The 25884-nt window shown below is 66.1% G+C and carries 25 protein-coding genes; 12 read left to right on the top strand and 13 right to left on the bottom strand.

What is annotated here, in order from left to right; all coding sequences use genetic code 11:
* The first annotated feature begins 16 nt into the window (after positions 1-16).
* Genes ispD through rlmB form a run of 4 tightly spaced genes read left to right on the top strand, consistent with a single transcriptional unit; the run spans position 17 to position 3561 of the window.
* Positions 17-700: a 2-C-methyl-D-erythritol 4-phosphate cytidylyltransferase gene (gene ispD / locus AADZ78_RS24990; protein WP_085251192.1), complete on the top strand. Its 684-nt coding sequence runs from the start codon at positions 17-19 to the stop codon at positions 698-700.
* Complete coding sequence (gene ispF, locus AADZ78_RS24985) at positions 697-1176, top strand: 2-C-methyl-D-erythritol 2,4-cyclodiphosphate synthase (RefSeq protein ID WP_085251191.1); 480 nt, start codon at positions 697-699, stop codon at positions 1174-1176. Before ispD ends, ispF begins: the two co-directional genes overlap by 4 nt.
* A gap of 45 nt (positions 1177-1221) precedes the next feature.
* Entirely contained in the window at positions 1222-2628 is a 1407-nt protein-coding gene (gene cysS / locus AADZ78_RS24980; protein WP_085251190.1) for a cysteine--tRNA ligase, read from the top strand.
* Positions 2629-3561, top strand: a complete 933-nt coding sequence (gene rlmB, locus AADZ78_RS24975; protein WP_085251189.1) for a 23S rRNA (guanosine(2251)-2'-O)-methyltransferase RlmB — start codon at positions 2629-2631, stop codon at positions 3559-3561.
* 70 nt (positions 3562-3631) lie between these two features.
* Here rlmB and AADZ78_RS24970 read toward each other — a convergent pair whose 3' ends face one another.
* The 7 genes from AADZ78_RS24970 to AADZ78_RS24940 form a co-directional block, all read right to left on the bottom strand.
* Positions 3632-4876, bottom strand: coding sequence for an SLC13 family permease (locus AADZ78_RS24970; RefSeq protein ID WP_085251188.1), 1245 nt, complete (start codon positions 4874-4876; stop codon positions 3632-3634).
* A gap of 4 nt (positions 4877-4880) precedes the next feature.
* Positions 4881-5810 carry an MBL fold metallo-hydrolase gene (locus AADZ78_RS24965; RefSeq protein ID WP_085251187.1) on the bottom strand — a complete coding sequence of 310 codons (930 nt, stop codon included), beginning with the start codon at positions 5808-5810 and terminating at the stop codon, positions 4881-4883.
* A gap of 132 nt (positions 5811-5942) precedes the next feature.
* Positions 5943-6668, bottom strand: coding sequence for a sensor domain-containing protein (locus AADZ78_RS24960; RefSeq protein ID WP_085251186.1), 726 nt, complete (start codon positions 6666-6668; stop codon positions 5943-5945).
* Between the two features lie 26 nt (positions 6669-6694).
* A complete protein-coding gene (locus AADZ78_RS24955; RefSeq protein ID WP_276063322.1) occupies positions 6695-7363 on the bottom strand; it encodes a sensor domain-containing protein in 669 nt (222 codons plus the stop codon).
* A gap of 81 nt (positions 7364-7444) precedes the next feature.
* Positions 7445-8299 carry a metal ABC transporter permease gene (locus tag AADZ78_RS24950; protein ID WP_085251184.1) on the bottom strand — a complete coding sequence of 285 codons (855 nt, stop codon included), beginning with the start codon at positions 8297-8299 and terminating at the stop codon, positions 7445-7447.
* Positions 8296-9063, bottom strand: a complete 768-nt coding sequence (locus AADZ78_RS24945; protein WP_085251183.1) for a metal ABC transporter ATP-binding protein — start codon at positions 9061-9063, stop codon at positions 8296-8298. The genes AADZ78_RS24950 and AADZ78_RS24945 overlap by 4 nt, the downstream gene beginning before the upstream one ends.
* A gap of 7 nt (positions 9064-9070) precedes the next feature.
* Positions 9071-9967 (bottom strand): metal ABC transporter solute-binding protein, Zn/Mn family, encoded by an 897-nt coding sequence (locus AADZ78_RS24940; protein ID WP_085251208.1) that lies wholly within the window; start codon positions 9965-9967, stop codon positions 9071-9073.
* Between the two features lie 126 nt (positions 9968-10093).
* Between AADZ78_RS24940 and AADZ78_RS24935 the strand changes: the two genes are divergently transcribed.
* Together AADZ78_RS24935 and AADZ78_RS24930 are read left to right on the top strand one after the other, a co-directional pair.
* Positions 10094-11173, top strand: a complete 1080-nt coding sequence (locus tag AADZ78_RS24935; RefSeq protein ID WP_085251182.1) for a LacI family DNA-binding transcriptional regulator — start codon at positions 10094-10096, stop codon at positions 11171-11173.
* Positions 11174-11303: 130 nt separating this feature from the next.
* Positions 11304-11720, top strand: a complete 417-nt coding sequence (locus AADZ78_RS24930) for a hypothetical protein (RefSeq protein ID WP_085251181.1) — start codon at positions 11304-11306, stop codon at positions 11718-11720.
* A gap of 72 nt (positions 11721-11792) precedes the next feature.
* On the opposite strand, the gene AADZ78_RS24925 is transcribed toward AADZ78_RS24930, so the two are convergent.
* Positions 11793-12968 (bottom strand): cytochrome P450, encoded by a 1176-nt coding sequence (locus tag AADZ78_RS24925; protein ID WP_085251207.1) that lies wholly within the window; start codon positions 12966-12968, stop codon positions 11793-11795.
* Between the two features lie 92 nt (positions 12969-13060).
* Positions 13061-13660, bottom strand: coding sequence for a cholesterol catabolism transcriptional regulator KstR (kstR, locus tag AADZ78_RS24920; protein WP_169726334.1), 600 nt, complete (start codon positions 13658-13660; stop codon positions 13061-13063).
* Positions 13661-13917: 257 nt separating this feature from the next.
* Between kstR and AADZ78_RS24915 the strand changes: the two genes are divergently transcribed.
* Complete coding sequence (locus AADZ78_RS24915; RefSeq protein ID WP_085251179.1) at positions 13918-16038, top strand: acyl-CoA dehydrogenase; 2121 nt, start codon at positions 13918-13920, stop codon at positions 16036-16038.
* Between the two features lie 22 nt (positions 16039-16060).
* Here the strand turns inward: AADZ78_RS24915 and AADZ78_RS24910 are convergent, their stop codons facing one another.
* From AADZ78_RS24910 to AADZ78_RS24900, 3 genes are all read right to left on the bottom strand, one after another.
* Positions 16061-17800 carry a PE family protein gene (locus AADZ78_RS24910; RefSeq protein ID WP_085251178.1) on the bottom strand — a complete coding sequence of 580 codons (1740 nt, stop codon included), beginning with the start codon at positions 17798-17800 and terminating at the stop codon, positions 16061-16063.
* Positions 17801-17880: 80 nt separating this feature from the next.
* The gene (locus tag AADZ78_RS24905) at positions 17881-18411 is read right to left on the bottom strand and encodes a hypothetical protein (RefSeq protein WP_085251177.1); all 531 of its coding nucleotides are present in this window, start codon (positions 18409-18411) and stop codon (positions 17881-17883) included.
* A 21-nt stretch (positions 18412-18432) separates the two neighbouring features.
* Entirely contained in the window at positions 18433-19509 is a 1077-nt protein-coding gene (locus tag AADZ78_RS24900) for a ferredoxin--NADP reductase (RefSeq protein ID WP_139828783.1), read from the bottom strand.
* A 169-nt stretch (positions 19510-19678) separates the two neighbouring features.
* Here AADZ78_RS24900 and hsaA point away from each other — a divergent pair, with 169 nt between their 5' ends.
* From hsaA to AADZ78_RS24875, 5 genes are all read left to right on the top strand, one after another.
* Positions 19679-20863, top strand: coding sequence for a 3-hydroxy-9,10-secoandrosta-1,3,5(10)-triene-9,17-dione monooxygenase oxygenase subunit (hsaA, locus tag AADZ78_RS24895; RefSeq protein WP_085251175.1), 1185 nt, complete (start codon positions 19679-19681; stop codon positions 20861-20863).
* Positions 20864-20868: 5 nt separating this feature from the next.
* Positions 20869-21744: a 4,5:9,10-diseco-3-hydroxy-5,9,17-trioxoandrosta-1(10),2-diene-4-oate hydrolase gene (hsaD, locus tag AADZ78_RS24890; protein WP_085251174.1), complete on the top strand. Its 876-nt coding sequence runs from the start codon at positions 20869-20871 to the stop codon at positions 21742-21744.
* Positions 21741-22643, top strand: a complete 903-nt coding sequence (gene hsaC, locus AADZ78_RS24885; protein ID WP_085251173.1) for an iron-dependent extradiol dioxygenase HsaC — start codon at positions 21741-21743, stop codon at positions 22641-22643. The genes hsaD and hsaC overlap by 4 nt, the downstream gene beginning before the upstream one ends.
* A 2-nt stretch (positions 22644-22645) precedes the next feature.
* Positions 22646-23209 carry a 3-hydroxy-9,10-secoandrosta-1,3,5(10)-triene-9,17-dione monooxygenase reductase subunit gene (gene hsaB, locus AADZ78_RS24880; RefSeq protein WP_085251172.1) on the top strand — a complete coding sequence of 188 codons (564 nt, stop codon included), beginning with the start codon at positions 22646-22648 and terminating at the stop codon, positions 23207-23209.
* A 210-nt stretch (positions 23210-23419) separates the two neighbouring features.
* A complete protein-coding gene (locus AADZ78_RS24875) occupies positions 23420-24028 on the top strand; it encodes a hypothetical protein (protein ID WP_085251171.1) in 609 nt (202 codons plus the stop codon).
* A gap of 4 nt (positions 24029-24032) precedes the next feature.
* Here the strand turns inward: AADZ78_RS24875 and AADZ78_RS24870 are convergent, their stop codons facing one another.
* Positions 24033-25760, bottom strand: a complete 1728-nt coding sequence (locus AADZ78_RS24870; protein WP_085251170.1) for a GMC oxidoreductase — start codon at positions 25758-25760, stop codon at positions 24033-24035.
* Positions 25761-25884: the final 124 nt, after the last annotated feature.

Here is a 25884-nt window from a genome sequence, read left to right as displayed (position 1 = left end):
ACGCCCAGGGCTGTAGGTGGTCGGGGAATCGGGCACCGTAGTCGCAATCGTCCCGGCCGCAGGTTCGGGTGAGCGGCTGGCTGCCGGTCTGCCTAAGGCGTTTCGTCAGCTCGACGGGCAAACCCTTGTTGAACGGGCCGTGCAGGGCCTGCTCGATTCCGGGGTCGTCGACACCGTCGTCGTAGCCGTACCCGCAGACCGTACGGACGAGGCAAAGCTGATCCTCGGCAGCAAGGCCACCATCGTGGCCGGCGGGGCCAACCGTACCGAATCCGTGAGCCGGGCGTTGGCGGCGCTGTCTGGGTCTTCTGCGCCGGAGTTTGTGCTGGTGCACGACGCTGCACGGCCGCTGACGCCGCCGGCGTTGATCGCGCGTGTGGTTGACGCCTTGCGGTCCGGAAGCGCCGCCGTAGTGCCCGCGCTGCCGGTCTCTGACACCATCAAGGCCGTGGACGCCAACGGGGTGGTGCTGGGCACACCCGAGCGTGCTGGCTTGCGGGCGGTGCAGACGCCGCAGGGGTTCGCCACTGACCTGTTGTTGCGCGCGTACCAGCGCGCCGACACGGCGGAATTCACCGACGACGCATCGCTGGTCGAACACATCGGCGCCCAGGTCCAGGTGGTAGACGGCGATCCGTTGGCGTTCAAGATCACCACCCAGCTGGATTTGCTGCTGGCCCAAGCGATTGTGCGCCGGTGATCGAGCTGCCGCGTGTCGGTTTGGGGGTGGACGTGCACCCGATCGAACCCGGGCGGCCGTGCTGGTTGGTGGGGTTGCTGTTCCCGAGTGCCGATGGCTGCGCTGGCCACTCCGACGGTGACGTCGCCGCGCATGCGCTGTGTGACGCCGTGCTATCGGCCGCGGGGCTCGGCGATATCGGCGACGTGTTCGGAGTCGACGATCCGCGCTGGGAAGGCGTCAGCGGCGCCGCCATGCTGCGCCATGTCGTCGGGCTGATCAATCAGCATGGATATCGGGTTGGCAACGCTGCCGTGCAGGTCATCGCTAACCGGCCGAAGATCGGTTGGCGCCGTCTCGAGGCGCAGGCGGTGCTGTCGCGCGACCTCAACGCGCCCGTCGCGGTATCGGCCACCACCACCGACGGGCTCGGCCTGACCGGGCGCGGCGAGGGTCGGGCCGCCATCGCGACGGCGTTGGTGGTTTCGCTTCGGTAGCTCATCGCGCGGGTTGTCGCAATTGGCCAGGTAAGCTGGCACGTCGTGACCGAACGCGCCCGCTTGCGGCTACATGACACGGCGACCGGCGTCGTGCGTGACTTTGTTCCGTTGCGCGACGGGCACGTCTCCATCTACCTTTGTGGCGCCACCGTGCAAGGGCTGCCACACATCGGGCACGTCCGCAGCGGGGTGGCGTTCGACATCCTGCGCCGTTGGCTGCTCGCGCGCGGCTACGACGTCGCATTCATCCGCAACGTGACCGACATCGAAGACAAAATCCTGAGCAAGGCCGCCGCGGCGGGCCGGCCGTGGTGGGAGTGGGCCGCCACCCACGAGCGCGCCTTCACCGCGGCTTACGACGCCCTGGACGTGATGCCGCCCTCGGCAGAACCTCGAGCGACCGGGCACATCACCCAGATGGTCGAGATGATCGAGCGTCTGATCGCCAGCGGCCACGCCTATGCCGCCGGCGGCGACGTCTACTTCGACGTCCTGAGTTACCCGGAGTACGGTCAGCTATCCGGCCACAAGATCGACGATGTCCACCAGGGCGAGGGTGTGGCCGCCGGCAAACGGGATCAGCGCGACTTCACCCTGTGGAAGGGCGAAAAGCCCGGCGAACCCTCGTGGCCGACGCCGTGGGGCCGCGGACGTCCGGGCTGGCACCTGGAATGCTCGGCGATGGCCCGCGCCTACCTGGGCCCTGAATTCGACATCCATTGCGGCGGAATGGATTTGGTATTCCCCCATCATGAAAACGAGATCGCACAGAGCCGCGCCGCCGGGGATGGCTTCGCTCGCTACTGGCTGCACAACGGCTGGGTGACGATGGGCGGGGAGAAGATGAGCAAGTCACTGGGCAACGTGTTGTCCATACCAGTGATGTTGCAACGGGTTCGGCCCGCAGAACTGCGCTACTACCTGGGCAGCGCGCATTACCGGTCGATGCTGGAATTCTCCGAGACGGCCCTGCAGGATGCGGTGAAAGCCTATGTCGGAGTTGAGGAATTCCTGCATCGGGTGCGCAGCCGGGTCGGTGCCGTCCTTCCGGGCGATCCCACCGCGCGATTCGCCGAGGCACTAGACGACGATCTGTCGGTCCCGATCGCCCTGGCCGAGATTCACCACGCGCGCGCGGAAGGCAACCGGGCGCTCGACGCTGGTGACCACGACGGTGCGTTGAAGAGCGCCAGCGCAATTCGCGCGATGATGGGCATCCTGGGCTGCGACCCGCTCGACGAACGCTGGGAATCTCGCGACGAGACCTCGGCCGCACTGGCCGCCGTTGATGTGCTGGTTCGGGCCGAGCTGGAGAACCGGGAGAAGGCCCGCGAGCAGCGAAACTGGGCGCTGGCCGACGAGATCCGCGACCGACTCAAGCAGGCGGGCATCGAGGTCACCGATACCGCCGACGGGCCGCAGTGGTCGCTGGGTGGTGACAGTAAGTAGATGCCTGGTAACTCGCAGCGCCGGGGGGCCGTTCGCAAATCCGGCACTAAGAAAGGGCCAACCGTCGGATCGGGGGGCCAGCGCCGTCGCGGTCTGGAAGGGCGTGGTCCCACACCGCCGGCGCATATGCGTCCCAACCATCCCGCAGCCAAGCGGGCCGCCAAGCAGCCACGTCGTCCTGCGCGGGGTCGAACCGACGAAACCGAGACCGTACTCGGTCGCAACCCGGTGCTGGAATGCCTGCGCGCCGGCGTGCCGGCCACCGCGCTATACGTCGCGCTTGGTACCGAAGCCGACGAGCGCCTGACCGAATCCGTCTCCCGCGCATCCGATTTGGGGATCTCAATCCTTGAGGTGCCGCGCACCGACCTGGACCGGATGACCGCCAACCATCTGCACCAGGGCATCGCGCTACAGGTGCCGCCGTACAATTACACCCATCCCGACGATCTGCTCGCCGCCGCCATCAACGCACCGCCGGCGCTATTGGTCGCGTTGGACAACATCTCCGACCCACGCAACCTCGGCGCCATCGTGCGGTCGGTGGCGGCGTTCGGTGGCCATGGCGTGCTGATCCCACAACGCCGCTCCGCGTCGGTGACGGCGGTCGCCTGGCGCACCAGCGCCGGGGCGGCGGCTCGGATTCCGGTGTCGCGGGCTACCAATCTCACTAGAACACTGAAGGATTGGGCTAATTGCGGGATGCGTGTGGTGGGACTGGATGCCGGTGGCGACACGGCGTTGGACGACCTGGACGGCACGGACCCGCTGGTGGTGGTCGTCGGCTCGGAAGGCAAGGGGCTTTCCCGGTTGGTGCGACAGAACTGTGACGAGGTGGTGTCGATCCCGATGGCTGGTCAGACCGAATCGCTGAATGCATCGGTGGCCGCCGGCGTGGTGCTCGCCGAAATCGCCCGTCAGCGCAGGGGTTGAGTTCTCCCGCGAGCAGACGCAAAAGCCCCTGAAAACCACGGTTTTCAGGGGCTTTTGCGTCTGCTCGCGGTTAAGAGGCGCCCAGCAGGCGCACGCTCACCCACAGTGCGAGCACCGCAACCAGCAAAGCCGTGGGCACGGTATAGCACCCGAGGCGGGTGTACTCGCCGACACTGGCCGGCACGTTGTGCTGCCGCAGCGCCCGCCGCCACAGCAGGTTGGACAGCGAACCGACGTAGGTCAGGTTCGGCCCGATGTTGACCCCGATGAGCACCGCTAGGACCGCCGCCGGCCCCCCGCCCGCCACCAACGGCACCAGTACCAGCGTGGCGGGCAGGTTGTTGACCACATTGGCCAGTACCGCCGCCACCGCCGCGATACCGAGCAGTGCGGGCAGCCCCGAACCGGTCGGCAACACCGCACACATCTTGGTGGTCATCCCGTTCAGCATCACCGCATGCACCACGACGCCGAGCGCGAGGACGAACACCAAGAACGACACGTTCAGCGACCGCGCGATGTCTAGGACCGAGGTGTGCCCGCGGCATAGGCTTCGCGCGGCCAATACTGATGCGCCGGCGAGCGCAGCCCACGCCGGGGCTACTCCCAGCGACTCGGCGATGGCGAACCCGGCCAACGTCACCACCACCACCACCAGCACGAACACCGGTGGTCGCGGTGGTGGACCGATTTGCTCACGTTCCGGCTCCACGCGCAGATCTCGGGCAAAAAACCAGAGGAAGACCAGATACACCGCGGTCACCGCGGAAAGCCACGGCAACGCCATGATCATTGTGAACCTGGTGAACGAGATGTTGGCGACGTGGTAGGCGAGCAGGTTGGTCAGGTTCGACACCGGTAGCAGCAGCGAGGCAGCGTTGGCCATGTGGGCGGTGGCGTAGGCATAGGGACGCACCGGGGCCCGCAGCCGCCGCACAGTGGCCAGCACAACCGGGGTTAACAACACCACTGTGGCGTCCAGACTGAGCGCCGCGGTGATCACGGCGGCGATGACGAACACCTGCCGCAGCAAGCTGTGCGGACCGTCACTGGTTCGCGCCATTGCGGCACCGGCGGCCTCGAACAGGCCCTCGTCGTCGCACAATTTGGCCAGCACCAGCACCGCACCCAGGAACGCGACCACCCCCGTCAGCCCGGACACCTGCGCCGCCGCCTGCTGCGGCGAGATCGCCCCGATCGCGATCAGGATGCCGGCCGCCGGGACCGCCGCCAGCGCCTCCGGCCAACCCCGCGGGCGGGCAACCGCGAACCCGAGGACAACGACAAGCAGTATCAGGGCAACGGTCAGCGTCAAGGTCTCATGCCCAAGGGTTCTCGCGCCGCCACACCGTCGGCATCTGCAGCGCGACGCCGTCAGCTGCGGCCAGCTCGTCGAGGATGCGGATGGACACGTCCAGGTCGTCGCCCGCATATGGCAAGGCCCGCAACGGCTTTGACAGCGGGCGGAAGAAGTCGTCCCAGTGGATCAGAACCACGCGGCGCCCGCCCACCGCCCGCACGACCTCGGTCCAGTACTCCACCAGGTATGACCGTGGCTGCAGGCCCAGCTGGCCGACACTGAGATACACGGCATCGGCGCGACAGCCGCCCAATGCACCCTTGACGTAGCCCGCGCTGCCTTGAATCAGCAGCCGCCGCCCCGACGGCCGGTGGTGAATCAGCGTCGACCACGCTTCACCGCAGCGGTAGGCCGACGCCCGCACCGGCGGTACCACCGGTGCGCTGATCACCCCGGGAAACCGATCGGGTGGGCAGTGGTGCGACTTCAGCAGTGTTACGTCGTAGGCGCCCAACGGAATTGGCTCACCGGGGACGGCGACGACAAGTCGCTCCTCGGGCAGTCCGTATCCGCGCCCCACGTTGGCCGCGGACTCGCCGCCGATCAGCCGTGCGCCGGTGCGATCGGCGACGAGCGCGGAGTCCATGACGTGGTCGATGTGAGTGTGCACCGGGATGACGGCGAGAAGCCGGGAAACCTTGGCCCGCGCCAGACAGCCATCGACGCGCGCAGCTGACGGTGACACTTTGCCGGCCGCCACCTTCGCCAGGCTGGGACGTGAGAAGTAGCCGTCGGTCATCAGCGCCGAGGATCCGTCGTCGATCAGCAGCGTCGCCACTCCCATCCATGTCACCGACAGCGGCGCATCGGTCTGCGCCGCAGGCACACTGAACCGATCCGAATACCGGGCAAGATCGGGGCGACCAAGTCTTAGGCGGTTCAGCCGCATTAGCGGAACGCCTTGATCGGCGAATCGCCAGGCACGCAAACCGATTCCGCAGTGATGGCCTCGTCATCCCCGAGGCGCCAAACGCCGAATCTCACGTCGGCGTTGAGGTTGATAGCAGACACGCAGGCTAGCTTATTGCGGGATCCTGGCGATCACCTGATCAAGGAGAATGTTGACGGCCGCGGTGCTGTCCTTGCTCAGCAAGCACACCCGTGCCTCGATGAACACCGAGTCTTGTACAGCCATCGCGTGCGTGCAGGTCCACCGCGGGTCTTCTTCCTGGCGCAGCAACACGTCCATGCGTAAGCCGCTGCCCCGAACGGATCCGGTGTCCATCGAACTGTGGTTGCCGTTGGAAGAGTGAAAGCTGTATCGCCGATTTGCGCACGCTTGCCAAGCTTTACGTGCGTGCTGCAGCAATGCCACGGCATCGGCGGGCCCGGTGAACGACGTGACAACCTGCGTGACATCGGCCTGGACGACGTTGGGACTGGTGAACTGGTTGCCGCGCATCGCGACCCAGCCACTGTTGGAGTAGACCGACATATCCGCGATCGAGCCGATGCCTACGCACGTTCGGTCGTCAATGATCGTCGCCGCGTCCGACGTGTTGTTGATCGTGCCCACTGAGATCATGTTCGTACCGCCCACCAGACTGACGATCTGGTCCCGAGTCAGCAGCAGGCCTTCGAGCACCGACACGCCAACAATGCGCGGTGTTGGGCCGGTGGCGGCGGTCGTCGTGGCGCGGCCGAGCGTCGCCGCCGGCTGCGCGGTTCCAGAGACCGTGGCGGTGCACCCCGTGACGGCCAAGACCGCCGCAACCAGGATGACCGGCCATCGAATTACCCTGCGCATATCCTTGCTCAGACTGACTTCAGCGCCTACTGCGTAGCGGCCTTGGCCGCAATCTGGTTAGCGATATCGATTGCGGTTGAAGCTTTTTGGCTATAGGCGCATGTCACGATATCGATGGCGATGTTGTTGCGCACCGTCAGGGCACGCTGACAGTCCCATCCTTCGCCACCTTCTTGGACCTGCGAGGTGCTGAGTGTTCCGTTATCGCTTGTCACGCCGGCCACGGTCCAGATGGTGTCGGGCTGATTCGGGCTGATATCGCTAAACCGGCGGTTGGAACAGGAATTCCAGCTCTGCACCTGGTCGCTGTAGAACGCGTTGGCGTCTCGCGCGCCCGGGAATGCGACGACCGCCTGAATGGCGTAGTGACTGCGCCTCTTGGAGTCGTCGACGCTGTCGTCGAGACGCTGGCCGCGCATGCCTGTCCACCCGCTGCCGGCATAAACCTTGTCTTGAGCGGGGCCGTCTACCGCCAGACAGTTCTTGTCGGCCACGTTCTTGCTCCAGTCCCACATCGCTCGAGCGTTGAACCACACCTTCATCGACGTGGCGCCCAGCTCGGCGTTGATCTGCGCGGGTTCAAGCAGCAGCCCGTCAAGGGCTGAGACCGGAATCGGCGTCTGATTCATCGGTCCCGACGTGTCGGCGGCGACCGGACTGCCGTCAACGGTGTCCGTGCAGGCGGCGACAAGCATGCACGCACCGGCCAGCACGGCGATCGTGGCAATTTGCTGGCGCACTGTTTCCTCCCCGAACTATGTGCGACAAGCTTAATCTCAGAGCCGCCGGCGCCGCCCGAGCAACCAGCAAATCAGATAGATCAGGAACGAGATGGTCGCCACGAAGACCGACACGGGGACCCCGGGCGCCAGTGACAGCACGATGCCTCCGACCGCGGCGACCTCGGCGAACGCCACCGCGGTCACGATCGCGGCGCCCGGCGCCGCCACCACCCGGGCGGCCGCGGCGGCGGGTGTGATCAGCAACGACATCACCAGCAGCGCCCCGACAATCTGCACGGCCTGGGCCGCCACCACACCCACCAGTGCGGCGAACACGATGCCCAGGGCGCGCACCGGTACCCCGCGTGCGGCGGCTACTTCCGGATCGACGCTGGCGAACAGCAGCGGTCGGTAGCAAACCGCCAATACCGCGATGACAAGCAGGCAAACCACCGCCAGCATGGCCAGCCCCGAGTAGCCCACCCCGACGATCTGGCCGGTCAGCAGCGCGAAACTGGTCCCGGTCCGGCCCGGGTAGAGATGGATGAACAGCACCGCCAAGCCCAGTCCAAACGCCAGCACCACGCCGATCACCGAATCGCGCTCCCGGGCCCGTTGGCCGAGAATGCCGAACATCGCCGCGGCCAGGGCGCTGCCGACCAGCGCGCCGACGCCCACTCCGAAGCCAGCCAGTAGGGCGAATGCGGCTCCGGTCAGCGACAATTCGCTCGAACCGTGTACGGCGAACGACATCTGCCGCATCACGATGAACGGACCGATCAGCCCGGCCACCAGGCCCAGCAATGCGGCCGCGACCAGCGCTTGTTGAACGAAGTCGTGCCGCAGCAGGTGAACGGTCAGATCGAAGGAGAACAGATGGTCCAGCATGTCGGTGAGCCGGTCGTTCATGCGGGCTCGCCGACTACGACATAGCGGGCGCGGTCGTCCTTGACAACCTTCACCACCTGGATGTCGGACCGGTACAGCGCCGACAGCGTCTCCGAGGTCATCACCTGCTCCACGCTTCCGATCCGGAATCTGCCGTCGACTAGATACAGCACGCGATCCACGTACGGCAGGATCGGGTTGACTTCATGGGTGACGACGATCACCGCGGTTCCGGCTTCCCGACGGCGTCGGTCGATCAGTGCCGCGACGAGGTTGGCGTTAGCCGGATCCAGGGTCAAGAGCGGCTCGTCGCACAGCAGCAGCGTCGGGTCGCCGGCCAGCGCCTGGGCGACGCGCATCCGCTGCAACTCCCCGCCGGACATCAGCCCGACCCGCACGTCGGCCAGGTGTTCGCCGTTGACCTGTCGCAGCGCCAGCCGCACCGCCTCGCGCCGGCGGGCCCGGCCGGCGAGTCGCAGCGGTGTGGCACCCCAGCGGCACCCGTCGACGCCCAGCTGGACCAGGTCGCGCCCGCGCAGCATTACTTCCCGATCGATCGGATGGTGTTGCGGCACAAAACCGATGCGGCCAGTCACTACCGCGAGGCCGGCACTGAGCGGCAATTGTCCGAGCAGCACCTTAAGCAGCGACGTCTTGCCGGTGCCGTTGGGGCCCAGCACCGCGATGAACTCCCCGGGCGAGACCGACAGGTCGAGGTGATCCCAAAGCACGCGATCACCGAAAGCCAACCTGGCGCCGGTGAGCGCGACCGCTTGGTGGCTCACGGTCGGGTCAGCGGCTGGACCGCAACGCGGCGGTCAGTTGGTTGACGGTGTTGCGCTGCCAGGTCAGGTAGTCGGTGCCCGTAGGTAACGTCTCGGTGACCTCGGCGACCGGCACCCCAGCACGTTGAGCGGCTGCTTGCAGGTCTTTGGTCGCGGCGCTCGAGGTCTGCGGGTTGATCAACAGCGCCGCGACTTCGCGGTGGTCGATGAGGTCGAGTACCGATGCCATGTCGGCCGGGGAAGGATCGTCGTCGTTTTCGTTGGCCATGGTGAAGGTGACCGGGGTGCGATTGATCAGACCGGACGCCGCCAGCAGGTAGTTGACGACGGGCTCGGTGACGACGACTCCGGCGGCCGGGTATGTGGTGGCGATGGCGCGCTCGGAGTTGGCGATCGCATCGGCGCCGCGGCCGAATTCGGCCGCGTTGGCACGGTAATACGTGGAATTGCCGGGGTCGATGATGGCCAGCCGGTCGGCAATCGTGGCGGCGACCGACTTCGCGACGCTCAGGTTGTAGAAGACGTGCTCGTCAGCTGCCTCGTTCCGGGCCCCAAGCAACGAGTAGGCATCGATTGCCGGGATTTCCCGATGGCCGGCCAGCATTATGTGAACCCATGGGTCGTAACCGCCGCCGTTGTAGACCACCAGATCCGCGTCGGCGATCGCCGCGGCGTCTGCCGGCGTCGCCTGGTATGAGTGCGGATCGACCTCGGCGCCGGTGATGATGGACTTCACAGCGAGCCGGCCGCCGGCCACAGCGCGCGCGACACTGCCCCACACGTCCGTGGACGCCACCACCGCAGTTGCGCCCGGGTGCGCCGTACCGGCGGGTCCACAGCCAACCAGCGCCGAACCAAGGAGGAGAATGGCCGGCAACCGAAGCGCCACCCTGCCTAGCGCCATTCGCACTTGATATTTCCCTTCCGGCGGCCCCCAGCCGACCACATAGTAAATGAAAATCGTTTCCATTAGAAAGTTGGCGGCGGAGCCGCGTAGCCGCGCCGACGGACCCCTGTAGCCTCACCGAACGTGAGTCCCACACCACGGCGCCGAGCGACCCTGGCGTCGTTGGCTGCCGAGCTCAAGGTGTCGCGAACCACCGTCTCGAATGCGTTCAACCGCCCGGATCAGCTTTCCGCTGACCTCCGCGAGCGGGTGTTGGCCACCGCGAAGCGGATGGGCTACGCGGGTCCCGACCCGGTGGCGCGATCGTTGCGCACCCGCAAAGCCGGTGCGGTCGGATTGGTGATGGCCGAGCCGTTGACCTACTTCTTCAGCGACCCGGCGGCGCGGGATTTCGTTGCGGGAGTGGCGCAATCATGCGAAGAACTGGGTCAGGGACTGATGCTGGTGGCCGTCGGCTCCAGCCGGAGCCTCGCGGACGGAACGGCCGCGGTGCTGGGCGCCGGGGTCGATGGCTTCGTGGTGTATTCGGTGTGCGACGACGATCCCTACCTGCAGGTGGTGCTGCAGCGGCGACTGCCGGTTGTGGTGGTGGACCAGCCCAAGGGGCTCACCGGAGTGTCCCGGGTGGGTATCGACGACCGGGCGGCAATGCGGAAGCTGGCTGACTACGTGCTCGGGTTGGGACATCGCGAGATCGGGCTGCTGACCATGCGCCTGGGTCGGGACCGGCGTCAGGACCTGGTGGATTCTGAACGGCTGAAGTCGCCCACCTTCGACGTGCAACGCGAACGCATCCTCGGCGTCTGGGACGCAATGACCGCGGCCGGTGTCGACCCGGATTCGCTGACCGTGGTGGAAAGCTACGAGCATCTGCCGGCGTCGGGTGGCGATGCCGCCAAGGTGGCGCTGGAGGCAAATCCGCGGATCACCGCGCTGATGTGCACCGCGGACATCTTGGCCCTGTCTGCCATGGATTATCTACGCGGACATGGCATTTACGTGCCGGGCCAGCTGACGGTCACCGGGTTCGACGGCGTACCCGAAGCGATCAGCCGGGGGCTGACCACCGTGGCGCAGCCGAGCCTGCAAAAGGGTAGACGGGCAGGCGAACTGCTGCAGAAACCGCCGCGCTCCGGCCTGCCGGTGGTTGAGCTGCTGGACACCGAACTGATCCGTGGCCGCACCGCGGGGCCTCCTGCTTAGTTGGTCGATATCGTCGGAGGCCACCAGATTTACCTCGTGTGCATTTGATGCCGGCAGACGGCGGTGCTTCGCAACGCGGCTGTCAGCAGAGCGCTCCGCACGGTGGTAGACCAGAGGTCGGAGGCTAAAGGTGGCTGACGAAGAGGACGCGCAGAAGGACCAGCAGACGTTAGGGCGCACATTCTTCAGCCGCACTGAAGCGCCGGTCGGCGTCTACAACGGCGAACACGCGATCATTGTCTATGATCTGAGGCCACTTCCGCCGTGGCCGAAATATTGGATACAGGCGCTGGCCAAGCACTTCCACCGCCAACTCAGTCCGGCACCGAAGGTCGACATTTCGGTGGTTGACGACTGTATACGGTTCTCAGTTTTCGTATCGGCCGAGGTATCCGTGGAGGATCTGTCCAAACTTGACGATGCCGTCTACAACGCAGTCAAGAATGCCGGTCGCGCAATCGAAAATGAGCAGATAGCACTTAACCGGAAACTCGCCCGAGTGCGCATGCGCCGCATGGATAGGTGGGACGAATCATACTTCGACTAATCGCGCCCGATTACCAGCTCCGGATAGTGCGGTTCTCCCAGCGCTATAACGGCTTTCGGTCGGAGACCGGAGCTACACAGTCCAGCGCACGCGCAGGGTTGGCGGTTTGCGGAACACGAGACCTCGCGGCGCGTTCTGGTGGTCGGGGTCCAGCCGCAGCCCGGGCAGGCGGTCTAGGAGTCGACTGACCGCGATCGCGGTCTCGGTCCTGGCGAGCCGTGCACCGAGGCAGAAGTGTGGCCCCAGCGCGAACGCGAGGTTGAGCCTTGCGTTGGTGCGGCGGATGTTGAACCGGTGGGGGTCGGCAAACACTGCCGGATCGCGGTTGGCCCCCGCGATCGATATGGTGACCAGGTCACCGCGCTGGATCAGCGTGCCTGCGAGCCCGACATCGCGGGTGGCGTAACGGTCGACGATCGCGGCAGCCGGCTCCAAGCGGATCGACTCCTCGATCGCGTTGGGCAAGAGATCCCTGCTGTCACGGACGAGCGTGAGTGCCTCAGGGTCGCCGAGCAGGTGTCGGAGCGTATTGGCGATCATGCCCTCGGTGGTGTCGATACCGCCGAACATCAGCACCGCCGCGTTCGACACGACCTCATCCTGGCTCAGCCCATGCGACGCCCGCGCCGCCTCCGTCAGCAGCGATGGTTTGTCGGTGTGCCCCATGGCACGCGCCACGGCGGCCCGCAGTTGACCGAACGCGTCTGCACCGGCAACGGTCACCGGTCGCCCCGCGCTCACCTCCGACACCGCTGCCACGATCGCCGCGTACCAGGACAACACCCTGTCGACATCGACCTCGCGCAGCCCGAGCGCCTCGGTGACCACCGCGACCGCGAGCGGACCGGCGAACTCACGCCGCAGCTCGGCGCTGCCAGCCGGTTGGATCGCGGAGATCAACCTATCTGACTCCGCCTGGATGAATCCGGTGTATCGGTCCCGCACCTGCGCCGCGCGGAACGGGGGCGCGAACGGCTCGCGGTGGCGTGCGTGCTCCGCGCCATCGAGCGACAGCATGCTCGGGCCGACCACTCGCGAGGTAGAAAACCGGGGATTATCGACGGTGAAGGTCATGGGATCGCGCATGACACGCACCGCGAGGTCATACCGGGTGACCAGCCACCCGCCCAGCACGGCAACACTAGACACCGGCTCGGCCGCCCGCAGCCGTGCCAGCAGCGGGTGCGGGTTCTCCTCCAGCTCACGCAGCGTCGCGCCACACCCGATCGGAAACATCTTGGTCGCCATCTCACTGTCATGATCGCGCCGTCGACCGTTCACACGCGCAGGCGGCTCTTGGCGTCGAATTTGGACTTGCGGCGCCAGCGAGCGTTCTTACCTCAAGGAGCTTCCGTGTCACCGATCAACAGCCGCACGGCCAGGTCCAGCCGCTTGCTGACATCGGTTGCCGAGGCTCGGCGGGTGAGCCAGGCGAGCAGGTTCGACAACCACACGTCCGAGATCACCCGTGCGATGTGGTACTGGTCCTCGGTCGGTTCGCCGTCGGCCATCGCGCGGGCAAACATGCTGTCGATCAGCTTCTCGACCTGGTCGACCTCGCTGGCCGCCGATGCGTCGGCGAAGACGTAGGCGCGCGTCATCGCCTCGGTGAGCAGGGGATTGCGCTGCATCGCGCGGTTGAGCTTGCCAACCATGAAGTTCAGTCGCTGAAACGGCGTTCCGCCGGCAACCGCGGAGCGGTCCGTTTTGGCGTCGATGCGGCTGAATTCCCGGCCCAGTGCCGAGACCAACAGATGCACCTTCGAAGGGAAGTAGCGGTACAGCGTCCCGACCGCGACATCGGCACGGTCCGCCACGGCACGCATCTGAACGGCCTCGTATCCGCCCTTCGACGCGATGGCCATGGTGGCGTCCAGGATGCGTTTGCGGCGTTCCCGCTGTGCCTCCGAACCCAATTCGGACTCAGCCAGTACTGCCACGTTCATGACCTCGCGAGGCTGTGTGTTTGCTTGCGACATCTAGTGGGCAGCTCCTCTTCCGGGCGGTACGTTCGCAAACGATACGCATTCGCGGTGTTAATCTCCCACCTCCCCACTGCCGGGACAACCACGTGTACTGGCGTAATAGGTGTCAATTTGACGGTTGGCCGCTTGCACTATTAGAACACGTTCTAGTGACCAAGAATGTCTCTTGGCCGGTTATAGCCATGTGAATTCCGACGACGGAAGGACGGCAGGTGGTAGCGACCGTCACCGACGAACAGTTCGCGGCACGCGAGTTGGTGCGCGACTGGGCCCGCACTGCGGCCTCGGGAGAGGCGGCGACGGTGGCTTGCCGCGAGATCGAACAGGGCGACACCGATGCCTGGCGCCCGGTGTTCGGGGGCCTTGCCGGCCTGGGACTCTTCGGCATCGCCGTCCCGGAGGACCGTGGGGGTGCCGGCGGCAGCATCGAAGACCTGTGCGCAATGGTGGCGGAAGCGGCGAAGGCGTTGGTACCCGGGCCGGTCGCCGCCACCGCATTGGCGACCCTTGTTGTCGACGATCCCGAATTGCTCGACCAGCTGATTTCCGGCGAACGCTTCGCCGGGCTCGCGCTCGAAGGTGACGTGCAACTCGAAGATCAAACGGTGTCCGGCACCGTCGATTGGGTGCTGGGTGGGGCACCCGGTGGCGTCTTGCTGCTACCGGCCGGCGGCGATTGGCTGCTGGTCGACACTGGTAGCGACGGCGTGCTGGTGGAGCCCTTGCGCGCCACCGACTTTTCCCGGCCGCTGGCCCGGGTGGTGCTGACGGACGCGCCGGCCACCCTGGTATCGGGGCGGCGGGTCGAGGACCTGACCGCGACGCTGCTAGCGGCCGAGGCGACCGGCGTGACCCGATGGGCGCTGGACACCGCGGTGGCCTACGCCAAAGTGCGGGAACAGTTCGGCAAGCCGATCGGCAGCTTCCAGGCGATCAAGCACCTGTGCGCGGAGATGCTTTGTCGCGCCGAACAAGTCGAGGTGGCCGCGGCCGATGCCGCCCGTGCTGCCGGGGATTCCGACGACCCCCAGTTCTCCATTGCGGCGGCGATCGCTGCCAGCATCGGCATCGCCGCGGCGAAGGCCAACGTCAAAGACTGCATCCAGGTGCTTGGCGGCATCGGCTGCACCTGGGAGCACGACGCGCACTTGTATCTGCGCCGCGCTCACAGCATTGGTCGCTTCTTGGGCGGCGCCGAGCGCTGGCTGCGCCGCGTCACCGCGCTGACCCAGGCCGGTGTCCGTCGGCGCCTGAGTCTGGACCTGGCTGAGGTCGAGGGCCTCCGACCCGAGATCGCCGCAGCGGTGGCGGAAGTCGCCGCGCTGTCCGAGGAGAAACGTCAGGTGGCCTTGGCCGAGACCGGGCTGCTGGCTCCGCACTGGCCGGCGCCGTACGGCCGCGGCGCGGCACCGGCAGAGCAGCTGCTGATCGACCAGGAGATGGCGGGCGCCGGCGTGGTGCGGCCGGACCTGGTAATCGGCTGGTGGGCTGCGCCGACCATCCTCGAGCACGGTACGCCGGAACAGATAGAGCGTTTTGTGCCCGCTACTCTGCGCGGTGAATTCCTTTGGTGCCAACTGTTTTCCGAGCCGGGCGCCGGTTCAGATCTGGCTTCGTTGCGCACAAAAGCAGTGCGCTCAAAAGATCCGGGCGGCGGTTGGCTGCTCACCGGGCAGAAGGTGTGGACCTCGGCGGCGCACACGGCGCGGTGGGGCGTGTGCCTGGCGCGCACCGATCCGGACGCGCCGAAACATCAAGGCATCACCTACTTTTTGGTGGACATGACCGCACCCGGCATCGAGATTCGCCCGCTGCGTGAGATCACCGGCGACGCGCTGTTCAACGAAGTCTTCCTGGACAACGTGTTCGTTCCCGACGAGATGGTCGTCGGCACCGTGAACGACGGCTGGCGGCTGGCCCGCACCACGCTGGCCAACGAGCGCGTCGCGATGGCCACCGGGACCGCGCTGGGCAACCCGATGGAAGAGCTGATCAAGGTGCTGGCGGAGCTGGATCTCGATGTAGCGCAGCAGGATCGGCTGGGACGGCTGATCCTGCTGGCTGCGACCGGTTCGCTGCTGGACCAGCGGATCGCCCTGTTGGCTGTGGGCGGCCAGGATCCGGGTTCGCAGTCCAGCGTGCGCAAACTGATCGGAGTTCGCTATCGACAGGCGCTGGCCGAGTTCATGATGGACGTGTCCGAGGGCGGCGGGCTGGTGGAAAACGTTGCAGTGCACGACTTCCTGAATACACGGTGCCTCACCATCGCCGGCGGTACCGAGCAGATCCTGCTCACGGTGGCCGCAGAGCGGCTGCTTGGCCTGCCACGGTAGCCCGTTGCCGGCGAAACGCCGTTCACCCGTTCGTGCCGGTCGACCCGGGCGTGCCGGATAGCCGCCCGCCGGTACCCCCGGAGCCGCCGACGCCGCCGACACCGGTGAAGCCGCCGGTTCCGCCGGTGCCGCCGTTTCCGCCGTTTCCGCCGCCACCGATCAACCCGGCGTTGCCGCCGGCGCCGCCGTCACCGCCGGCGCCGCCGCTGACATTGGAGGGGCCGCCGCCGCCGCTCGCCCCGCCTGCGCCGCCGTTGCCGCCGCTACCCCCGCCACCCGCGGCGCCGTACAGCCAGCCACCGTGACCTCCGTGGCCGCCGGCAGCGCCGTCGCCGCCAAAGCCGCCGAAACTGGGCGAGTTGGGGCCAAAGCCGCCTTGCCCGCCGGCACCGCCGCCGCCGCCGGCCCCGCCGGTACCACCAGTACCGATAAGGCCGGCGGCGCCACCGTTGCCGCCGCTGCCGGCGAGGCCCCCGGCGCCGCCGGGGCCGCCTACGCTGTTGGTATCGGCACCTTGGGCGCCGGCGCCGCCGCCGCCGCCATTACCGCCGGCACCGCCATTGCCGTAGAACCAGCCGCCGTTTCCGCCACCCCCGGCGGTGCCGCCCGTTCCGCCGGCGCCGCCAGCGGTGCCGGGGTCGCCAATACTCCCGCTGGCACCGCCGCCGGTTCCGCCCTTGCCGCCGTTGCCGCCTGTCCCGCCGCTGCCCCACAGCCCGGCGTTGCCGGCGCGGCCGCCGGCGCCGCCGGCGCCGCCGTCGGCGCCCGCGACGACGCCACCGCCGAGGAAGTCACTGCCGCCAGTCCCGCCGGATCCGCCGTCGCCGGCGTCGCCGCCGGTGCCGAACAGCCAGCCGCCGTCGCCGCCGGATCCGCCGGTTCCGCCGTTGCCGCCGGGTGCGGCGGAAGTGCCGGTGGATCCTCCGGTGCCGCCACTGCCTCCGTCGCCGCCGACGCCCCCGTCACCGGACAGCAAACCGCCGTTGCCGCCGGCTCCACCAGCGCCGCCGTTGCCGCCACTGCCGTTGGGGGCATTAGCGCCCTCGCCGCCGGCGGAGCCATGGCCACCGGCCCCGCCGTTGCCCCACAGGCCGGCATTGCCGCCGTGGCCGCCGCTGCCGCCGAGGCCGCCGGCCCCGGCGCCCATGCTGCCGGCACCACCGTTACCGGCGGCCCCGCCACTGCCGAACAACCAGCCGCCGTTGCCGCCGGCACCACCAGCGCCGCCGTTTTGGCCCGACCCGGCGGTCGGGCTGTAACCGTTCCCTCCTCTGCCGCCGTCACCGATCAGTCCGGCATTGCCGCCGTTGCCGCCGCCCGGGTGGGTAGCATCGCCGTTGCCGCCGCTGCCGCCGTTGCCCCACAGCAGCCCGCCGTCGCCGCCGTTTTGGCCAGGCCCGCCGTTAGCGCCGTTGCCGATAAGCGGTCGGTCCCAAAGCGCTAGGGCGGGCGCGTTGATCGCGTTGAGCAGCTGAGCCTGGGCGGTGGCTTCGGCGCTCTGATACGAAGTCGCGCCGGCGGACAGGGTGTGCACGAACTGGTCGTGAAACGCCGCCGCCTGCGCGCTGAGGTCCTGATACATCGCCCCGTACGTGTTGAACACACTTGCGGCGGCCGTCGACACCTCGTCAAACCCCGCCGCCGCCGCGGCGGTCGTCGGCCCCGCCGCCGCCGCGGCGGCGGCACTGATCGAAGTCCTGATGCGCGCCAACTCTGCGGCCCCCGCCGCGACTGCCTCCGGTTCCGCGATTACGAACGACATCACCGTGCTCCTGTCCGCGAGACGACCATCGAAGGCAGCGTAGGCGCAATTGTCCTGGAACGTGGGCGCATTTCACCAGGTCAGGAGAAAGTCGCCTGCGCGCAGGTACTGGGCGTGGTGAGGTTGACACCCGGGTAGACCACCTGCATGTGGGTGCACACGATGACGCCCACGTTGGTCATCGGTTGTCCGGTCGACCAACTGGTCGAGTCGATGACGCCGGTCGTCTGATACTTGTCTGGTGGGCCTTCGCCGAAGTAGACGGTAGTGATCACGTCGGAGCCGCCCGATTTCATGACCCGCTCGAACTGGCTGGTGGCGTGGGCGTCCAGGTAGGTCAGCCTGTTGGTTGGCCGGATCTCGGTGGTTTGGCGCGCCCACAGACCGGGCGGAAACCCCGCCGGGCCGTCGGGTGTGCGCAGATTCGCCCCCGCGACGAAGTCGCAGCTGCCGTTCGGGTGGCAATCGACGAAGCTGTGCGTCTCCAACTGGGTGACCTCGTCGACCGGGAAAAGGGTTGTGGCGCTGTTGCTCGCGGCGGTGGCGGCCGGGGCGGACAAGAACATCAGGATCAATCCGACGATCGCGGGACCGGGTATCAGCCGCTTCATCGCGCTCCACCTTACTTGTGGCTACTCGTCGTAAGTTACTTCTACCGAATCAGATTCCGGGTGAGATTGACAGGCCAAAATTAGCCCGTCGTCGAGGTCCTGTTGCTCCAGCACGTCGTTGACTTCCATGGTCACTTTGCCGCTGCGCAGCGTGCAGGCACACGCACCGCAGTGGCCTTCCCGGCAGGAGAACGGCGCATCCAGACCTTTGGCCAGTAGTACGTCGAGCAGCTTGGCGTTGCGCGGCCAGGACACGGTGTGGGTTTCACCGTCGAGCTGCACCACCGCGGTGGCGGGCGCTTCGTCGCCAGTGTCCTCGATCTTGACGGCGGCGAACGGATCCGAGTCCAGCGACTTGAACACCTCGATGTGCACTTGCTGGGCGGGAACTCTCAGCGTTTCCAGGGCAACCCGCGCCGCCTCCATGAACGGACCGGGCCCGCAGATGAATGCCGACCGGTCGGTGTATGGGGCGGCCAGTTGCGCCAGCGCGGTCGCGCTCGGCAAGCCCTGCAGCGACTCCAGCCAGTGCACCACCGTGAGCCGGTCCGGATATTTGTCGGCCAGTTCGCGCAGTGCGTCGCGGAAGATCACCGAGCGGTCGTCGCGGTTGGCGTAAAGCAGCGTCACCTGCCCGCTGCCTTCGGAGAGTGCCGACTTGCAGATCGACATGATCGGGGTGATCCCGCTACCCGCGGCCAGCAAGAGAAAGTCGTCGTCGAGGGTCTTTGGTACGAAGTTGCCCGACGGCGCCAGGGCGTGGACGCGCATCCCCTTGTGCGCGTTGTCGCATAGCCAGTTCGACGCATATCCGTCGACGGTTCGTTTGACCGTGACCGTGAGCGCGTCGTCGGTGAACGGGGAGCTGCACAACGAGTAGCAGCGCGCCACTGAGCCGGTGCGGTCGCTGGGAACACGCAGCGTCAGGAATTGGCCGGGCGCGTAGCGCAGCCGCTCCGGCGGGATCTCTGGATCGTCTGGCCCCTCCGGTACCGCGAACACCAGCGATCGCGCGTCATCGGTTTCGGCGACTACCTCGGCGATCTGCAGTTCCAGGACGTGGTCGCCGAGAGGCTCGTCGGAAACGCCCCCGGGGATATCCGCTGTCAAGAACTGCCCTCTCTTTCTCGTAACTAGAACATGTTACAGAAAATGCAATTGGTGTCGCTACCAGCCGCAGGAATACCCTGCTCGACACGAATCGGAACGTGTTCTAGTCTTCTGTGTAAGTCCGCTGCGTAAGTTCTGGCCCAGGAGGCAAATCTCAGTGACGTCCATTCAACAGCGTGATGCGCAGTCTGTCCTCGCTGCCATCGATGATCTGCTTCCGGAGATTCGGGATCGCGCTCAGGCGACGGAAGACCTACGCCGGATTCCGGATGAAACCGTCAAGGCGCTCGACGACGTCGGCTTCTTCACCTTGTTGCAGCCCGAGCAGTGGGGCGGCTTGCAGTGCGATCCGACGCTGTTCTACGAAGCGACGCGCAGGCTGGCGAGCGCGTGCGGTTCCACCGGATGGGTGAGCTCGATCGTCGGCGTGCACAACTGGCATCTGGCGCTGTTCGACCAACGGGCCCAGGAAGAGGTTTGGGGCGAGGATCCGAAGACGCGGATCTCGTCGTCGTATGCCCCAATGGGTGCGGGAGTTGTTGTCGACGGCGGCTATCTGGTCAACGGGTCGTGGAACTGGTCGTCCGGCTGTGATCACGCCACCTGGACTTTCGTCGGCGGCCCCGTCATCAAGGATGGCCGGCCGGTCGACTTCGGCAGCTTCCTGATCCCCCGCACCGAATATGAAATCGACGACACCTGGTTTGTGGTCGGTTTGAAAGGCACCGGCAGCAACACCCTGGTCGTCAAGGATGTCTTCGTGCCCCGGCACCGGTTCCTGTCCTACAAGGAGATGAACGACCACACCGCGGGCGGCCTGCAGAACAACACCGCTCCGGTCTACAAAATGCCGTGGGGCACAATGCATCCCACTACCATCTCGGCGCCGATCGTCGGCATGGCCTACGGCGCCTACGCCGCGCACGTGGAGCATCAGGGCAAGCGGGTGCGCGCCGCGTTCGCCGGCGAGAAGGCCAAAGACGACCCGTTCGCCAAGGTCCGCATCGCCGAGGCGGCCAGCGACATCGACGCGGCCTGGCGCCAGCTGATGGGCAACGTCGGCGACGAGTACGCATTGTTGGCCGCCGGCAGGGAGATTCCGTTCGAACTGCGCGCCCGGGCACGTCGTGATCAGGTGCGTGCGACCGGGCGCTCGATCGCCTCCATCGACCGGCTGTTCGAAGCCTCTGGTGCCACGGCCCTGTCGAATGACGCTCCGATCCAAAGGTTCTGGCGTGACGCGCACGCCGGTCGGGTGCACGCCGCCAATGACCCCGAGCGGGCGTATGTGATCTTCGGGAACAACGAGTTCGGGTTGCCGCCCGGCGACACCATGGTCTGAGTGCAGTGACCGCTACCGAAGAGCTGACGTTCGAATCCACCTCGCGCTATGCGGAAGTGGACGTGGATGGACCGCTTAAGCTGCACTACCACGAAGCCGGTATCGGTAACGATCAGGCGGTGATACTGCTGCACGGAGGTGGGCCCGGCGCGTCGAGCTGGACGAACTTCTCGCGCAACATTGCGGTGCTGGCTCAGCACTTCCATGTGCTGGCCGTCGATCAGCCCGGGTACGGCCACTCCGACAAACGTGCCGAGCACGGGCAGTTCAACCGCTATGCCGCCAGGGCGCTCAAGGGGCTCTTCGAACAGCTCGGCCTGGGACGGGTTCCGTTGGTGGGCAACTCGTTAGGTGGCGGCACCGCGGTGCGGTTCGCGCTGGACTACCCGGACCTGGCCGGGCGATTGGTGTTGATGGGTCCGGGTGGCCTGAGCATCAACCTGTTTGCGCCCGATCCAACCGAGGGCGTCAAGAGGCTGGGCAAGTTCTCCATCGAGCCCACCCGGGAAAATCTCGAGGCGTTCCTGCGCGTCATGGTCTGCGACCAGAAACTGATCACGCGTGAGTTGGTTGACCAGCGTTTCGAGTTGGCCAGCACCCCGGAATCGCTCACCGCGACTCGGGCGATGGGAAAGTCTTTCGCCGGAGCAGATTTCGAAGCCGGCATGATGTGGCGTGAGGTGTACAAGCTGCGTCAGCCGGTGTTGTTGATCTGGGGTCGTGAGGATCGGGTCAACCCGCTCGATGGCGCGTTGGTCGCGCTGAAGACCATCCCGCGTGCGCAACTGCACGTGTTCGGGCAGTGTGGACATTGGGCGCAGGTCGAGAAGTTCGACGAATTCAACAAGTTGACCATTGATTTCCTGGGAGGTGCGAGATGAGCATCCGGTCACTGGGTTATCTGCGCATCGAAGCCACCGATATGGCCGCGTGGCGTGAGTTTGGCCTGAAAGTGCTCGGGATGGTCGAGGCCAAAGGCGCCACGGAGGGTGCGCTGTATTTGCGGATGGACGACTTTCCGGCCCGGTTGGTGATCGTGCCCGGTGAGCATGACCGGCTGGCAGAGGCCGGTTGGGAATGTGCGAATGCCGAAGGCCTGCAAGAGATCCGCAATCGACTCGACGTGGAGGGCACGCCGTACAAGGAAGCCACCGCCGCGGAATTGGCGGAACGGCGAGTCGACGAGATGATCCTGTTCGCTGACCCGTCGGGCAATCCGCTGGCAGTCTTCCACGGCGCCGCCCTGGAACACCGCCGGGTTGTCAGCCCGTACGGGCATAAGTTCGTCACCGGTGAGCAGGGCTTGGGTCATGTGGTGCTGACCACCCGCGACGACGCCGAGGCGTTGCATTTCTATCGAGATGTGTTGGGCTTCAAGCTGCGTGACTCGATGCGGATGCCGCCGCAGATGGTGGGACGACCCCCCGACGGGGCGCCGGCGTGGCTGCGCTTCTTCGGCTGCAACCCGCGCCACCACTCCTTGGCCTTCCTGCCGTTGCCGACGCCGAGCGGCATCGTGCACCTGATGGTGGAGGTTGAAAACGCCGACGACGTGGGCCTGTGCCTGGACCGTGCGCTGCGCCGCAAAGTGCCCATGTCGGCTACCCTGGGCCGCCACGTCAACGACCTGATGCTGTCGTTCTACATGAAGACACCGGGCGGATTCGACGTCGAATTCGGTTGCGAGGGAAGACAGGTCGACGACCGCGACTGGATCGCTCGGGAAAGTACGGCCGTCAGTCTGTGGGGCCACGACTTCACCGTCGGCATGCGCGGCTGACCATGACGGCGTCGATTGACCCGCGGACGTTTCGCAACGTGCTGGGCCAATTCTGCACCGGGATCACCATAATCACCACGGTGCACGACGACGAGCCGATCGGCTTTGCGTGTCAGTCGTTCGCGGCGCTGTCGCTGGACCCGCCACTGGTGCTGTTCTGCCCTACCAAGGTGTCGCGGTCCTGGAAAGCCATCGAGGCCAGCGGTCGGTTCTGCGTCAACGTGTTGACCGAGAAGCAGAAGCACGTCTCGGCGCGATTCGGGTCGAAGGAACCCGATAAGTTCGCCGGTATCGATTGGCGCCCTTCACAACTCGGTTCGCCGATCATCGACGGGTCGCTGGCGTACATCGACTGCACGGTGGCGTCGGTCCACGACGGTGGCGACCATTTCGTGGTGTTCGGCGCGGTCGAATCGCTGTCGGAGGCGCCCAAGATCAAGCCCCGGCCGCTGCTGTTCTATCGCGGCGACTACACCGGCATCGAGCCGGATAAGACCACGCCGGCTCAATGGCGCGACGACCTCGAAGCATTTCTCACCACCACCACCAAGGACACCTGGCTTTAGTCCGGCGAGCAGACGCAAAAGCCCCCATTTCGCAGGTGTTTCGGGTGCTTTTGCGTCTGCTGGGCAATTATGCGCGCGGTCGGTCGTTAATCAATTTGTCAAATATTTTGACATTGTGAGCTGCGCAAACATTTTTAGAAAAAGCTATTCCGATGCACGTATTGCGGCGCTAACATCTGGGAGTTCCTGACCACAGATAAGGGTAAGAAAATGTCACTCCAAACCGCTGAATCTCGCGTCTCCGATCTCCGAAACCGCGATGCCGCGGACGAAGCCTGGCAATGGATAGTCGACCTCAAGGAGCAGGCGAAGTCGAACCGCACCGCGGCGGACGCGCAACTCAACGCGATCTTCAGACTCGGCACGCCGCCGACAAGCCTCGACGGACCGACCAACGGTATCCTCGTGATGACGACGATCAACCCTGTCCTGGACGCGGCCGTTCGCCTGGTCACCAGCCTGTGGATGCCGTGGCAGGGCAAGCGGTTCGACGCGGCGAAGCGCACCGGCGACAATCGCATGATCTCCACGGCTGAGCTCCCGTCAAAGCTGTTGTGGCCGTTGTACAAGATGAAGGATGCCGCCGACGGCAAACTCGCCTTCGATTTCAAAACCTATAGCGACGCCGGCAAGCGCGATCCCGACGTGCAGGTGATGGTCATCGACTACGCCGAGGTCGGCGACAACCCACGTCTGATCATCAGGAGCATCCGCGATGAGCTGGTCGAGGTCGTGCCGGGTACGTATCTGGGAAAGATTCTCTTCCGGCTCCCCCGCAACCGCTACGCGATGATCGGTTTCTTCGCCCTGCGCACCTAGCCGCTCAGACCCGGTCGTCGGCCTCGACGCCGGGATCGTAGCCGGGCAGGCCAAGCTCGGCGCGCAGCAGTTCGGCGGTGCGTTCGGCGAACATCGAAATGGTCAGGAATGGGTTGACCCCGATCGCGCGCGGGATCACCGATGCGTCGCAGACATAAAGCCCGTCGTACGTGCCGCCGTCGGGCCGGAACACTCGTCCGGCGTGGTCGACGACGCCGGCGTCGACGTTGTCCGCGGTGGCGCAGCCGCCCATCGGGTGCGCGGTGATCAGGTGCTTGCCGAGGAGGCGCTTGTCCCATCGCGGGTTCTTCATGTAGGTCCCGCCGATGGCCTCGACCGCCGGCTTCATGACGGCGTCGACGTCGTGGTAGATCCGCTCGGTCGGCGCCCCCGGCCAGTCGATCTTGACCGTCCCGTTCTTGCGCAGCACCAGTTCGCCATCGGAGTTGTCGTGCAACATGATCAAGAATCCGAGTGAGTGGTTCATCGCTCCGTCGGTGTTGAACATGATGTCGCGACGCCACCGGTCGAGTTTGGCCCGTCGGAAGTCGCGATAGCTGGTGGCGGCAAGCCCCATCAACCCGAAGCGGAAGCCGTCGATGAGCGCGCGGGGCAGCGACAAGTCCTGCACGGTGAACCGTTTGCGCAAGTCGGATTGGTCCGCGCCGAAACGCATTACGGCGGTAATGCTGGGCCCGCACCCAAGGTCCGATCGGGGCGGCCCGTCGGTGGTCGCCCAGGCTTGGGTGTCGGTCTGCATGTCGGTGTTGTAAGCGATGCCGAAATTGTCGCCGTTGCCGCTGAAGTTCTTGCCCAGCCGCGTCGACAGCGGCAGTCCCGCCCGACGCGAACGCAGCAGGATTCCGTTGCTGCCGAGGGTGCCTGCGGAGACCACGACGCGACGGGCGGTGACGACGATCTCGCGGACCTCGTCGACCTCCTTTTCTGCGCCGGTGCGACGGGTGATCACCCGCCAGCCGCCGTCGGTTGTCGGTTCGATGCGTTGAGCTTCGATGCCCGCGAACAACTGAACGCCGAAGTGCGCCGCCATCGGTAGGTAGTTGGTCATCAAGGTGTTCTTCGAACCCGTGTTGTCGCCGGTACCGTCGCCGCCGTGGTTGGGGCAGCGGCGCCGCTGCACGCCGTACTTGGTCACCCGATCCTCGGTGCTGACCGTGATGTCGAGGACCTGCATCTGGGCGCCGGCGTTTTTGGCGATCTGCCTGAATGCCTCCACTCGGCGCAGCGGGACATGCTCCGCGTAAGGCACCGCGCCGAGCATGTGGCGCGCCCGCGCATAGTATTCCGCCAGCCCGCCCACACCATCGGTTTGTTGCTCGACGAGCTCGCGGAACTCCCGCGGCCACGACGAGAACACTTCCCGATCGGGAACGATCGCCACATTGAAGTTGATCAGCGAGGTGCCCCCGAGGCCGTTCGCGTGGATCACGTCGATGGTCTTGAATCGCTCAATCTCGATGAGCCCCAAGGGATTCAAGGGTGAACGAAGTTCGGCCGCGGCGGCCGTCTCACTCTCCGGGAAGGTGCCGGTCGGATGCTCGGCGCCGCGTTCTAAAACGGCGATGTTGAGTTTGCCGCCGGCAGCGGCATTCGCGACCCCGAGTCGTGCGGCGGTGATGGCGCCGCCGTAGCCCGAGCCGAGGATCAAGACGTCGTACTCGCTGCGTAGCGCACTCGTTGATGTCGCCAGAGCCGCGGCTATTTCCGTCATGATTGCAACCTCCGTTTCATGAATAAGTACGGCAGCGTAGACCCCGGCGTCGGTTGTTCGGGCCGAATTGGTCGAGAAATAAGATGCTACGGACGATTGTCAAGATCCTTTACATTACAAGGAT

The organism is Mycobacterium riyadhense (assembly GCF_963853645.1).
Lineage (GTDB): Bacteria > Actinomycetota > Actinomycetes > Mycobacteriales > Mycobacteriaceae > Mycobacterium > Mycobacterium riyadhense.
This window is presented reverse-complemented; position numbering and strand designations above follow the sequence as displayed.